This window comes from Caballeronia sp. GACF4 (assembly GCF_023631025.1).
In the GTDB taxonomy this organism is placed as follows: domain Bacteria; phylum Pseudomonadota; class Gammaproteobacteria; order Burkholderiales; family Burkholderiaceae; genus Caballeronia.
Window position 1 is genome coordinate 88,891 of the sequence record NZ_JALQDW010000021.1, and the last position, 12,875, is coordinate 101,765.

Consider the following 12,875-nt stretch of genomic DNA (forward strand, 5'->3'; position numbering starts at 1 on the left):
CATCATGGCGCAGACGGCCTTTCGATTGATCGCTCGAGTTCACGGCAGAGACGAGCGGGTAACGAAATCTGCAATTGCATCATTGACCGCCTGAGTGGCATCCCTATGCGGTGAATGTCCGCAAGCCGCTAGCTTGACGAGATGAGTGTGATTCACGGACGCCTTGATCTTGTCGATCTGAAGCATCGACGCGTATTCATCGTCGTGGCCTTGTATTGCGAGCAATGGCCGTTTGATCGAGCGAATTTCGTCTGTAATGTCCCAACGCAGAAATTCCGGATTGAGCCATGCGTCGTTCCAGCCATAAAAGGCGGAATCTGCGTCCTCATGGTAGCCAGCGAGCTTTGCTCGCAACGCACCGTGCTCATAGGCGCTTCGCACTTCCTTTATGGCTTTGACTGTGATCGCTTCCACGAATACATGTGGTGCAAGCACGATCAGTCCGGCAAGCGCTTCGAGAAAGGTGCTTGCGTAAAGCAGTGCGATTGTCCCGCCATCGCTATGGCCTACGAGCCACATGCGAGAACGTTCGAACGCATTTACCTTGAGCGCATCTAGAAGCGCAGGCAATATCTTCGTCGCCTGACGATGCATGAAGGTCACAGGCCACTTTTCATGCGGAGGGCGCGGCGTCGACCGTCCATAGCCAGGACGCGAATAGACGAGACCACGGCAGTTCAATCGGTCGCATAGCCGCTGCGGCCAGTCTTTCCACAATGCAACTGAACCCAGCCCCTCATGCACAAATACCGCGATTGGAGCATCGATGCGCGAAGGATTGATCCACTTATATTCGATGCGCAACGGATAGGGTCCGCACTTCAGTTCGACGAAGGCTTCGTTCATGCGTTTGGTAGCAGGATTGATCTGCGTGGAAGATTAACAGACGATCCACGCATCAATGCGATGACACATAGCCCGAACCCGGTCCGGGATCTGGCAGCGCGAAACTGTCTTTGAGACGCTGGGCTTCATCGACGGGACTGCGCCCAAACAAACGCTTGAATTCGCGGCTGAATTGCGAAGCACTTTCGTAGCCCACTTGCGCCGATGCGACGGCTGCGGTGACATCGTTCCGCACCATGAGCAGCCGCGCCTGATGCAGCCGGGTCGACTTCAAATATTGCATTGGTGACGTGTTGGTCACGGTCTTAAAATGCAAATGGAACGCGGGCACGCTCATGTTGGCTTCGCTTGCAAGCAGCGCAACATCGAGCGGCTCATCGAAACTTTGATGGATCTTGCGCAATGCTCGCGCGACTTTCCCGAACTGACCTTGCCGTGTCAAAGCCGCGCGCACCGAAGGACCTTGTTCGCCCGTCAACACTCGAAAATAAATCTCGCGCACGAGAGCCGGCCCAAGAACCGGACCTTCGAGCGGGTCACTCATGGTTTCGAGAAAGCGCAGAACCGTCGCGCCGAGTTGTTTGTCCAGCGGCGTTGAGATCATGCCGTGAGGTTCGGACGTTACGGTTGCGCCGTGTTCATCGAGTTGCATGATCAACTCTGCTGCAACGTTGAGATCGAGCCGGAAATAGATGGCAAGCAAAGGTTTTTGCGCGCTGGCATCCGTCTCCATGGAAAAGGGTACGGGCACCGACACGGCCAGGTAATGCTGCTCATCGTATAGATAAACTTGCTCGCCGAAATAGCCACGCTTGCGGCCCTGACAGACGATGACGATGCCCGGGTCATAAAGTACCGGCGTGCGACGCAGTGGTCTGTTCGAACGCAGAAAACGCACGTCTGGCAATGCTGTGAGGTTATAGCCTTCCAAAGGGGCAAGCCGCATCAGCAGCTCGATCATGCGGCGTCTGGTTTCGGTGGCTAGCGTTCGGCGGGTGATCACGGTGGCTCCGCAAGATGTGTCGACAGCCCTTAATTTGCCAGCTTTGCAGCCGCGAATCCATACGCCAATAGCTTTAGGCAAACATGCGAGAAGAACCGGCGTATCAAGAACGATGCGCGCTCTCTAATATTGGACAGGTGTTGCGGCATGGTGCGCGCGACGAGTCGAATAGGAGAGGTTCACATGGAAAACACAAACGGCAAGACGTTTATCATCACCGGCGTGAGTTCGGGTTTTGGACGCGCTTTCGCGCAAAGCGCGCTGGATGCAGGACACACGGTTATCGGCACAGTTCGCAATGGTGACGCCCTCAAGGAATTCGAGGCTATCAAGCCCCGATCGGCACATGGAGTCGTGCTCGACGTGACGGCGTTTGACCGCATAGGCCCTGTTGTCGAGGAAGTAATGCGCACATACGGCCCGATCGATGTGCTCGTCAATAACGCTGGCTATGGCCACGAAGGCACACTTGAAGAATCGCCGCTGGAGGAAATGCGCCGGCAGTTCGATGTCAACGTATTCGGTGCGGTCGCCATGATCAAAGCCGTATTGCCTTCCATGCGGGAGCGCCGTGCCGGCCACATCATCAACATCACGTCCATGGGCGGCTTCATCACGATGCCGGGCATTGCATACTATTGCGGCAGCAAATTCGCGCTGGAAGGCATTTCAGAGACGTTGGCCAAAGAGGTCAAGGACTTCAACGTAAGAGTAACGGCCGTTGCGCCCGGATCGTTTCGTACCGATTGGGCTGGCCGCTCGATGGTCAGAACGGAGCGCAGCATCGCAGACTATGACGCGCTGTTCGACCCGATCCGCGCGGCGCGTGAGGCCAAGAGCGGCAAGCAATTGGGCGATCCAGCCAAGGCCGGCCAAGCCTTGCTAAGCCTCATCGAAGCCCATGATCCACCTGCGCATCTTCTTCTTGGGAGCGATGCAATCTCTCTTGTCAAAACGAAGCTAGTGGCGCTCAACGAAGAAATCGACAAGTGGGAGCATTTGTCGCGCTCGACCGATTTTTCTTGAGCGTGTGTTAGCGTCGTCCAAGGAAAATCTCAAGAGAAATAAATAGCGAGGCGAATTATTTTCTCTTGGACGGCGCTGAACTTTCTCGGCGAAAGTGATTCGTAAGGATTCGCTGCACTGCAACGCGGGTGCAATCCATCGAATGCTCGTCATGAGAACGCCATGAATCGACCGAAACGCATGCTTCTGGAAAACATTGCCTGGGCTCGCGAAACCGCGCAGGCGGACACGCAATTTTTCCCACGCCTTGCAGAGGGGCAAAGCCCCAAGGTGTTGTGGATCGGGTGTTCGGATAGTCGCGTGCCTGCCGAAACGATCACGAACGCTAACCCCGGCGATCTTTTCGTTCATCGCAACATCGCGAACTTGCTCTCGCCGTCGGACGACAACACTGTGAGCGTCCTTGAATATGCGGTGCGAGTGCTGAAGGTCGATCATGTGATCGTATGCGGACATTATGGATGCGGCGGTGTGCGAGCATCGTTGTTGCCGCTCTTGAATGAAATACCGCACGTCAATCGCCGTATTGCCCCGGTGTGCGCTTTAGGCGAGCGGCATCGACGTGAACTCGACGACTTGGAAGAGTTCGATGCGCGCGCTGATCGCCTGGCGGAACTCAATGTGCTCGAACAAGTGCGGCTTCTGCGTCAGACGCGGATCGTAATCGATCGCGATGAGCCTCCGCTCGTGCACGGCTGGATTTTCGGCCTGCACGACGGGCTTATCAAAGTGCTCGCCTCCGGCTATGACGCGCCTCGTATGGTGCCGTTGTACGCGGAACTCGTCGAAGCCGCCGGACGCTGATTCGATCGTCGCTCATTTCATGCTGCGTGAATTCGTTAAACGTAGCAGGCACCCACATGACTAAATCCTTATGAACCTTAGCAATCGTCTAAGCCAGTTCCCGCGCGACCTGTTCGCCGGCACAGTCGTATTTCTCGTGGCGATGCCTCTGTGTCTTGGCATTGCCAATGCGTCGGGCGTGGAGCCCTTTGCGGGGCTTTTGTCCGGAATCATAGGCGGCATTGTCGTGGCATTGCTTAGCGGCTCGCAATTGAGCGTAAGCGGACCGGCAGCGGGGCTTATCGTCATCGTGGTCGATGGCATCGCGGGACTAGGCAGTTTTTCTGCATTTCTACTAGCGGTGCTTTTGTCGGGCGCAATTCAATTCGGCTTTGGCTTGCTCAAGGCGGGACGTTTTGCAGCGTATGTGCCGTCGTCGGTGATCAAGGGCATGCTTGCGGCCATTGGCCTATTGCTCGTCATCAAGCAGATACCCCTGGCCGCGGGCTTCGCCAATGCAGGCGCACCAGCCGCGAGCGGACCGGGCTTGCTCGATACGCCTTTCGGTCCGGTATCTTTCGCTGCTTGTGCCGTGGCCGTGATGTCCCTTGCCATGCTCGCTGGCTGGGAAACGCGCGCCATGCGACGTTTTGCCGTGGTGCGCGCCGTGCCCGCGCCGCTTGCCGTGGTGGCGTTCGGTATTGGCGTAACGCTTTTACTCGACATGTTCGCGCCGGGCTTGGCGCCGCCCGCGCAACATCGCGTGGCATTGCCTTCGCTTGAAACGTTCGCAGCATTCACGAATGCGCTTGAATTGCCCAACTTCTCGCAATTCGTCAACCCGGATGTCTGGCGTCTCGCATTCACGCTTGCCATCGTCGCGAGCCTTGAAACTTTGTTGAGCCTGGAGGCGGTCGAGCAACTCGATCCCAAGAGACGTAGTGCACATCCCGATCGCGAATTGAAAGCGCAAGGCATTGGCAACATGATGGCGGGCGCTATCGGCGCATTGCCAATTACATCGGTCATCGTGCGTAGCTCGGCAAACGTTCACGCGGGCGCGCAAAGTCGCTGGTCTTCATTCGTACATGGTGTCTTGCTGCTTGCAAGCGTCTTTGCGTTGACGAGCGTGATCAACCTCATTCCGCTTGCATGTCTGGCTGCGATATTGATTTTCACCGGGCTCAAGCTTGCCAAGCCGTCGCTGTTTGTCGCCATCGCCAGACAAGGCTTCGAGCGATTTGCACCCTTTGTCGTGACAATCGCTGGCGTGTTGCTGACCGATCTCCTCATGGGTATTGTGCTTGGCATCGCATGTAGTCTCGTGCTTGCCGTGCGCGCAAATCTCAAGCGGCCGATCACGATGACGCAGCACGACGATCATTACCTGCTCTCGTTTCGAAAGGACGTGTCGTTTCTCGGCAAGGTCACGCTAAAGCATCTTCTGCGCACCATTCCTGACAACGCGACTGTCATTCTCGATGCTTCTCGTGCGGACCATATCGACCCGGACGTACGCGAGATCATCGATGACTTCGTGAGCGAAGCACCCGCCAGAGGCATGCATGTCGAGTGCAGGCAAATGCCGCTTGCAGAAGCGCGGCTTGCCATGCCGCGCATGCGTTCCCGCTGGCAGCAGTGGAGAAGGCGCCTGGCTTGAGCTTCTAATAAAGCTGCTAGCTCGTTACGATGGACAGCGAGAATCCGTCCCATCCCTTGCTGCCCACCGTTTGCACGGCGGTGGAGGAGAGCCGTGGATCGGTTGCGAGCATGTCGAAATAGGCGCGCAATCCGATCACATCGGGCTCGGTGCTGTCAGCATCGGCGATACGGCCACGACGGATAATGTTGTCGCCAACGATCGCCGTGCCCGGCTTGCTAAGGCTCAACGCGAGACGCAGATACTCGGGATAGCTTTTCTTGTCGGCATCGATGAATATGAAGTCGAAAGGGCGCATGCTTTTTCGCACGAACCCTTCAAGCGATGCGGCCGCCGCGCCGACCACGACTGTTGCAACCGAAGCAAGTCCCGCGCGTTCGAGATTCTTGCGCGCCACCTCGGCGTAGTCGGGATTGGCCTCCAAGCGAAAGCAGCGTGCCGTCAGGCGGCAGGGCGCGTGCGAGCCATATGGTGCTGTAGCCGCCTAGCGTGCCTATTTCAAGAATATGGCGTGCGCCACGCAGGCGTGCGAGCAGGTTCAGCAGCTTGCCCTGATTCGGTGCGACATTGATGGGAGGCAGTCCCGACGCATTGCTCGCCGCGAGCGCTGCTTCGAGTACCTCGTCGTGTGCCTGGGTTTGCTGGCACAGGTAGGCGTCCATGGCATCCCATTGCTGCTGGTCCATCCGAAATCCTCGTCTTGAGCGAACTGCCACGATACTCCGCCCGCCGACATGCATGCAAAAAACCACGCGGTGGCATTCAAAATTTCAAACACGATGCGTCGTGCCGGTCTCTTTCCGAGCCGTTTCACGCCGCAATGTATGGCCGACCTCGTCCACCGTCAGCCGAATGGCGTCGATCAGCGCTCGGGCAGCTGGCGAGGGAGTGCTACCGGCGCGCAAGGTCAGACCGATATCGCGTTTTGTATTTTGCATCGCTATGTCGAGCACCATGAGCTGGCCCGACTCGCATTCATAATGCAATTGCTGCGCTGAGACCGCCGCGAGCATGTCGGTGTTCATCAGCAAACCGCGAATGACCGCGAGGTCGGCGGTTTCGACAGTCGGCATAGGCGGCTTCATTTTCCATCGCTTGAACTGCGCCTCGAACATGCCACGCGCGGGGGCGTGGCTGCGCGGCAAAATCCATTGTGCCGAGACGAGTTCCTTAAGAGTGAGTCCGTCGATTTCGGCAAGCGGATGACCACGCCGCCCGATCACGACCATGTCCTCCGACATGAAACGTTCGTTGGTCAAACCGCTCGATGCATCGTTCTGCCGAAGCGCGCCGAGCACGAAATCGATATCGCCCGCCCGCAGGCCGGCAACGAGCGTCTCATAGGCGCTTTCGTCGGTGATAATGCGCACGCCCGGATATTGCGCGGCCACTCTCGCTATCGCGCCCGGCAGGATCAACGTACGCCCGAGCGGCAGCGAACCGACCGTGACGAAGCCCTGAATCGTCCCGCGCAATGCGGCGATATCGTCGGGAATATGGCGCAGTTCGTTAAGCGCGCGACGCACGTGCAAGACAAAAGTTTCGCCTTCGCTCGTGAGCAGCAAGCCGCGCGGGCTGCGATAAAAAAGCTGCATGCCCGCGCCCGTTTCCATGATGCGAATGGCGCTAGACACCGCGGGCTGACTAAGTCCGAGCGTCTGCGCCGCGCTCGGCATATGTCGATGACGCGCCAGCGCGGAAAACAACTGGAGGCGCCGCGTGTTCAGCAGAAACGCCGGCAGGCCGTCGCCGCTGCTGACGCGGCGCCGTGACTGGCGCGCTGCACACCACTGTGCAAGGGTTTCCAGCTCCGTGAAGATGCGTTCGCAACGCAGAAGAACGGCGCGGCCGGCCGGCGTAGGAAGCATGCCCGATGACCGGCGTTCGAGCAGCGTCTCGCCAACGGCGGCTTCGAGTTCCTGTAGCGAGCGCGTGACTGCCGACTGAGCGCGGAACAAAGCGACGGCGGCGCGCGTGGCGCTGCCCGTCTGCGCAACGAGCCGGAAAGCGCGCAGATAGGCGAGATTGAGCAGTTCGCGATGGTCCATTCGAGCCGCAATGAGGGTAGAAGCCTATCAGTTTAATTTATCGCCCCGACGTGGTGCATTCAGAATGCAATCTCCTCACTGTTTGCTAATTCTTGACGACGATGATGACGACATGCACCAACCAACAAACGTATCGACAGGAGCTAGCGCCATGTACCAACATATTGTCGTCGCCGTGGGTCCTGGCTTCAGCGAAGCCGCCTTGTCCGTCGCGATCGCGCGTTCACGTGAAAGCAATGCCCGGCTGACCATGCTGCATGTCATCGACAGCGCTCCGTGGTGGACGGCATCGCAAGCAGATGTGATTTGCTGCGATACGGTCGATCTCGTCAACCAGCTTGCGCTCGTCGTCTATCGCAGTAGCACCAAGATGCTGGAGGAGGCAGGGGTCGAAGCTCACTGGGAGACGCGCAGAACGCCTGCCGATGGTCACAACGTCGGACGTATCATCGCAGAGGCTGCAGACGAGCTCGACGCGGATCTCATCGTGCTCGGTGGCGGCAAGCGCAGTCTCTTTGGCATCGGCGTGCGACGCGTAAGCCATGTGGTGTGCCGTCATACCGACCGTGAAGTGCTGATTGCGTCGGAGCGCGCGAATGAGCGGGCTTGCACTGAAACTCTGTCACGCACGGTGTGGGAAGCAAGTCACGCGTAATCGGTCTCACACGTCGAGAATCCGGTAGCGTTGCAGGGCTTCGATCTGCGTTTGAAGGCTCCGTGCGCGATGTTCACGGCAAAGCATTTCGGCATTCGTGGCATCGCCATTTCGCAACGCGGTGATGACATCGCGCAGGACGCTGGTGCTTGCGTCGTCAAGCTTGATGAGCTTTAGCGTGAGTTCGCGCACGCGGCGCACTTGATCGGCACATTCACCGACTATTTGCGCCAGCCTCGGGTTGTCGCTCATTTCGACGAGGTGCGCATAGAAAAGCTCGCATGCCGCCGCCCACGCATCGCGATCGTCTTTAGCAAAAGCGCGCTCCATATCCGCGCAGGATTTTTCGAGTAGTTTGATATCACGCGCGCTTGGTTTGCGCGAAGCTACTGCTGCCACCGCAGTTGCTTCGAGACTTGTCTGCACCTGGAAAACTTCTTCGAGATCCGCCATCGACACATTGCGCACGCGCACACCGTGACGTGGAATGATCTGTACGAGATGTTCGTTTTGCAGTCTGATGAGCGCCTCGCGAACGGGTGTGCGGCTTACGCCGAACATCTGCACCAGTTCTTGCTCGAGCAATTGCGTACCCGGGCGCAGCTCGTTGCGCAGGATCATCTCGCGAATTCTCTGATAGACCGTAGCGGTCGATTTTTCTCGCGGCTTGCTGATCGCTTCGGCGGTCCGGGCTTCAGCCATGATGGGCATTCCAGATGCGTTATCGCCCGGGCATGGACGAAAATCCGCCTTGGAAGACGGACGGAATGCCTTACATTATAAGAGAAGAAGCGCCTTGTATCGCTCAACGTATACGTTATGCCGCAGCGAAAAGGCGGATGATTTGCTTAGCATCAGACTAAAAAAAGCCGCCCTAGGCGGGCGGCTGAATGGGCCTGCTCGCTTCCGTCTTGGCCTGAAGTTATCTGTCCCAGACTTCGTCCGGCAAAGGCAGGCCCCCGAGGTCGTCCGCGCTCAAGGGTCGGTCCACAGTGACTCCTTCGCTTTCAAGCATGAGCATTACCTGCCGGGTGTGTTGCGCGCTATGCCATGCGGTGCGTTCAAGCACTTCGTGCATTGAGCGGCGGCCGTAGTAAGTCGGCACGTCATAGGCAAGCGTGCGATCGGTTTCCTGTTCCCACCACTTTAGTAGTTCGACGCGCACGCTTTCTCCCCAACGCGCGATGTCTTCTGCGGTCCAATTGTCAGGCGGCACATCGTCAAAGCCCTCGAAGCGCAATTCAATCTGATGCGCGGCTTGCACACCCATTTCGGCGACGCGGAATACGTGAAACGTCAAACCAGCCGGCGTGCGATTGCGATTACGAAACGGCTTTCGAAAATGCTCAAGACCGAACTGCCTCGCATAGCGCGCGTTCGACTCGAGTACGTGCGCGAGCTTTGCGACGAGCTGTTCGGGAGGCAACGGCGGCGCTGCCGTGGTCTTGAGATCGAGAAAACGGATGACGTCGTTGATGGATTGGCAAAACGTGTATCTCTGTCCGAGCGCGACCACCGGAACGCTACGTGCACCAAGCGCCAAGAGCGCCGCGCGGCCTTCCGGATCGTTATGCACGTCAATCGATTCGTATTCGATCCCCTGACGCGTAAGAAATTCCTTGGTCCGCAGACACGACGAACATCCCGGTTGCCAGAACACGCGAATACGCGTGGCTTGAGCGACTTCGGCTTCCATTTTCATGCTCCTAAGGTCAAGGCCTTCAACGACGTCCTGGAGCTAATTCTGTTTGATGCGGTGAGTGTCGCAAAGCAACGCTTCGTCATGCCGCCATCGCGATATGCGATGACGAGTCAAATTTCAGTACACTGCGATTGCCGCTCTTAACGATCATCAACGGCCTGAACAAGCCCTATGCATTCGATCGATCCGCTTTCGCTGAGACTCTTCGTCGCGGTCGCCGAGGCAGGCACCATTGCCGCCGCGGCTGAACGTGAACACATTGCGGCAGCTGCGGTAAGTCGACGTATCAGCGAGATTGAAGCCATGTTCGGCGTGCCTTTATTGCATCGCACGAATAAAGGCGTAGTGCCGACCGAAGCGGGGGAACGGCTCGTCGCTTTGGCGCTTAGCGCGCTGCATCATTTCGACGATATTGCCCTGCAAATGCGCGACTTCACCAATGGCCTTAGCGGTATGGTGCGCATCGCGGCGAACAACTCGTCCATCGTGCAATTCCTGCCTCAGGATATTCAGTCTTTCGCGGCCAGTCATCCCAATGTTCGCTTGCAAGTGGACGAAAAGCCCAGTATGCAAGTCGTGCGCGCGATCGCCGATAACGCGGCCGACATAGGCGTCTTTACAGCCGTGCCGCATGGTCGTGCTATTCAGACGCTTCCCTATCGTACCGACAATCTCGTGCTCGTCACGCCGCCGGGTCACGCGCTTTCGCTAAGAAATTCGATAGCTTTCGCCGAAGCACTAGACTTCGAATTCGTCGTCTTGCCGGCCGATACCGCTATAAGCCAATGTCTTACGCGAGCCGCGAACGAAGATGGCCGCGCCGTCAACGTGCGCATTCAGGTGACAGGCTACGATGCCCAATGTCTGATGATCGGTGCAGGCCTTGGTCTTGGTGTCATGCCCGATGCAGTCGCACGCCAACATGCAAGGTCTTCGGGGCTCTGCGTCGTCGCTTTAACGGATAAATGGGCCGCGCGTGAACTCCTGATAGGAATGCGCTCGCTCGATGCCCTGCCCGAAGCCTGCAGAAAACTCGTCGCGCATCTGGCAGCCGTATAACGTCATTGCCGGTGCTAACATCGGCTAAGGAGACGCAAATCATGAGCGCCACGCGCGTAAAGATCGTGCAGGACGAGCCACCGGTCGCAACCGCTAACGGAACGAAACCCGTCAAGCGCAACACGACCGAGCTTGCATATGCCGAATTACGCCGCAGAATCATCGAAAGCGAATTGACGCCTGGTTCCTACATGCTCGAACAGGAACTCGGTTTGATGCTGGGCTTCAGCCGCACGCCGATTCGCGAAGCCGCAATTCGTCTGCAGGGCGAGGGACTCGTGCAGATCGTGCCTAGGCATGGCATTCGTATCGTGCCAACTTCCATCTCCGACATCAGGAACATCTACCAGGTCCTCATCAGCCTGGAATCGACGGCTGCCAGCCTTATTGCGTCGAAGAAGGGCGTGGACATCACACCCCTTGTCACCGCGTGCGAGGCGATGAGCGCGGCATACGAACGCGGCGACATGTTGGCTTGGGCTGCCGCGGACGAAGTCTTTCACGAAACGCTTGTCGCGCTTAGCGGGAATGCCCGATTGCAAAGCGTGGTCATGAATTGTCGCGATCAAGTGCATCGCGTGCGACGCTTTACCCAAATGGTCAAACCGCATCCGCAACCCGTGAAATCCGTGCAAGAGCATTACGGCATCATCGACGCGATGCAATGCGGCGATGCGGCAACGGCAAGCGCGCTATATCGTGCACATCGAGAGCGCGGCTGGCGCGACCAAACGAGCGTACTGCAACAATTCGGCATTCAACAGGCCTGAAGCAGCGCCTTCCTTAAGGCACGCGACAAGAGTCGAGCCAGCTCGAACACGGGTATGTCCGCCCCCGGCATTTCTGGACTTTAAAGAATTTAATGCATACATTAACTTGCACGGTTAAGGCAGACGTGCGAGCTCGATTTCGCGCGCGGCTGAATAGTCCGCTTAGTCAGGAAGCTTAAAAACATAGTGCGGCCGCATGCGCCAAGCACGATGCGAGACCGCCCAACATGGATGGAGACGCCTACATGTCTGGAATACGGAGAATCGCCCGTAGTGTTCTTTTAATGTCTCTCGCTGCTGCGTCCGTTTGCGCGACGCATGTGCAGGCCGCGCCGCTTACCGTGACGCATTGGGGTGACGGCATGTATGGCGTGCCTTTTGCGGTCGCCATGGAAAAAGGCTTCTTCAAGGAAGCCAACGTGGACGTAACGGGCTTCATCACATCGGAAGGCGGCGGCACCACCGTGCGCAATGCGATGGCTTCCGAGATTCCTTATGGCGAGGTCGCCCTGCCGGCCGCTATTTCCGCAGTCAAACAAGGTGTCGACCTGACAATTGTGCATGGCGGCGTGCAGAGTCTCGCCGACCTTGTCTGGGTGGAACTAAAGAACGGCACCATCACCAACATCAAACAAATGAAGGGCAAGACTATCGGCTATAGCAGCCCGAAGTCGACTACGGATACGGTCGTGACGATTGCGTTAGACCGTGCAGGTCTCGCGGGCCAAGTGCAGCGCAAGCCGGTCGGTAGTTCTAGCGGTATGCTGACTTCGCTGCAACAAGGCGCTGTCGATGTCGCTTACATGACGGAGCCTTCCTATAGCGGGAAAAAAGATCAGTTGCGCATTGCTTTTCGCTCTTCCGATATCGTGCCTAACGAGACACAGACCGTGGGCATCGTGCGCACCGACTATCTCAAGTCGCATCCTGAGGTGATACGCGGAATTATCAATGCGCGTCGCAAGGCGGTGCAGTACATTGCCGCGCACCGTGAAGAATCGGCGCAGATTCTGGCGAAGCAATACAAGATGGACCCCGCTGTCGCGACGTCGGCGGTCAATAACGTGCTCGAGTCCGATCCGAAGTACTGGAGCGAAGGAAGCTTCGATCGCAAAGGCATGGAAGAAGTGCTCAAGGGCCTGATACTCGTCAAGGCCATTCCGGAAGGCCCGTTCGATTGGTCGAAGATCGTCGACGAGTCTCTGCTTCCCGCCGATCTGCAAACGAAAAAGTGAGGCACGCGATGAGCGTATTGTCACGTCGCACGCGAATTTCCGTTGTTTCCACAGACGCTGCGACACAGGCGGGGGATCGTGTGCAAGC

12 protein-coding genes and 2 pseudogenes are annotated in these 12,875 nt (G+C 57.6%); 7 read left to right on the plus strand and 7 right to left on the minus strand.

Annotated features, from left to right (window positions below; all coding sequences use genetic code 11):
* Positions 1-39: 39 nt before the first annotated feature.
* Positions 40-846 carry an alpha/beta fold hydrolase gene (locus tag NCR40_RS20925; RefSeq protein WP_250510534.1) on the minus strand — a complete coding sequence of 269 codons (807 nt, stop codon included), beginning with the start codon at positions 844-846 and terminating at the stop codon, positions 40-42.
* A gap of 52 nt (positions 847-898) precedes the next feature.
* On the minus strand, positions 899-1,807 hold the full coding sequence (locus tag NCR40_RS20930; protein WP_244831287.1) for an AraC family transcriptional regulator: 909 nt from the start codon (positions 1,805-1,807) through the stop codon (positions 899-901).
* Positions 1,808-2,032: 225 nt separating this feature from the next.
* Between NCR40_RS20930 and NCR40_RS20935 the strand changes: the two genes are divergently transcribed.
* The 3 genes from NCR40_RS20935 to NCR40_RS20945 all read left to right on the plus strand — a co-directional run bounded on the left by NCR40_RS20935 (position 2,033) and on the right by NCR40_RS20945 (position 5,318).
* Positions 2,033-2,875 carry an oxidoreductase gene (locus tag NCR40_RS20935; protein ID WP_250467954.1) on the plus strand — a complete coding sequence of 281 codons (843 nt, stop codon included), beginning with the start codon at positions 2,033-2,035 and terminating at the stop codon, positions 2,873-2,875.
* 162 nt (positions 2,876-3,037) lie between these two features.
* Positions 3,038-3,679 (plus strand): carbonic anhydrase, encoded by a 642-nt coding sequence (locus tag NCR40_RS20940; RefSeq protein WP_250510535.1) that lies wholly within the window; start codon positions 3,038-3,040, stop codon positions 3,677-3,679.
* A gap of 70 nt (positions 3,680-3,749) precedes the next feature.
* Entirely contained in the window at positions 3,750-5,318 is a 1,569-nt protein-coding gene (locus NCR40_RS20945; RefSeq protein WP_250510536.1) for a SulP family inorganic anion transporter, read from the plus strand.
* Between the two features lie 16 nt (positions 5,319-5,334).
* Here the strand turns inward: NCR40_RS20945 and NCR40_RS20950 are convergent.
* Positions 5,335-6,004 (minus strand): annotated as a pseudogene (locus tag NCR40_RS20950) (O-methyltransferase).
* Positions 6,005-6,088: 84 nt separating this feature from the next.
* On the minus strand, positions 6,089-7,366 hold the full coding sequence (locus NCR40_RS20955; protein WP_250510537.1) for a LysR family transcriptional regulator: 1,278 nt from the start codon (positions 7,364-7,366) through the stop codon (positions 6,089-6,091).
* A 151-nt stretch (positions 7,367-7,517) separates the two neighbouring features.
* Here NCR40_RS20955 and NCR40_RS20960 point away from each other — a divergent pair, with 151 nt between their 5' ends.
* Complete coding sequence (locus NCR40_RS20960; protein ID WP_250510538.1) at positions 7,518-8,021, plus strand: universal stress protein; 504 nt, start codon at positions 7,518-7,520, stop codon at positions 8,019-8,021.
* A 6-nt stretch (positions 8,022-8,027) separates the two neighbouring features.
* Here the strand turns inward: NCR40_RS20960 and NCR40_RS20965 are convergent, their stop codons facing one another.
* From NCR40_RS20965 to NCR40_RS20975, 3 genes and pseudogenes are all read right to left on the minus strand, one after another.
* Complete coding sequence (locus tag NCR40_RS20965; protein ID WP_250510615.1) at positions 8,028-8,474, minus strand: GntR family transcriptional regulator; 447 nt, start codon at positions 8,472-8,474, stop codon at positions 8,028-8,030.
* Positions 8,475-8,498: 24 nt separating this feature from the next.
* Positions 8,499-8,732 (minus strand): annotated as a pseudogene (locus tag NCR40_RS31330) (GntR family transcriptional regulator); the annotation flags it as partial.
* 211 nt (positions 8,733-8,943) lie between these two features.
* The gene (locus NCR40_RS20975; RefSeq protein WP_250510539.1) at positions 8,944-9,717 is read right to left on the minus strand and encodes a glutaredoxin domain-containing protein; all 774 of its coding nucleotides are present in this window, start codon (positions 9,715-9,717) and stop codon (positions 8,944-8,946) included.
* Between the two features lie 177 nt (positions 9,718-9,894).
* Between NCR40_RS20975 and NCR40_RS20980 the strand changes: the two genes are divergently transcribed.
* From NCR40_RS20980 to NCR40_RS20990, 3 genes are all read left to right on the plus strand, one after another.
* Positions 9,895-10,782 carry a LysR family transcriptional regulator gene (locus tag NCR40_RS20980; RefSeq protein ID WP_250510540.1) on the plus strand — a complete coding sequence of 296 codons (888 nt, stop codon included), beginning with the start codon at positions 9,895-9,897 and terminating at the stop codon, positions 10,780-10,782.
* Positions 10,783-10,823: 41 nt separating this feature from the next.
* The gene (locus NCR40_RS20985; protein ID WP_250510541.1) at positions 10,824-11,552 is read left to right on the plus strand and encodes a GntR family transcriptional regulator; all 729 of its coding nucleotides are present in this window, start codon (positions 10,824-10,826) and stop codon (positions 11,550-11,552) included.
* Positions 11,553-11,836: 284 nt separating this feature from the next.
* A complete protein-coding gene (locus tag NCR40_RS20990) occupies positions 11,837-12,787 on the plus strand; it encodes an ABC transporter substrate-binding protein (RefSeq protein ID WP_244831297.1) in 951 nt (316 codons plus the stop codon).
* Positions 12,788-12,875: the final 88 nt, after the last annotated feature.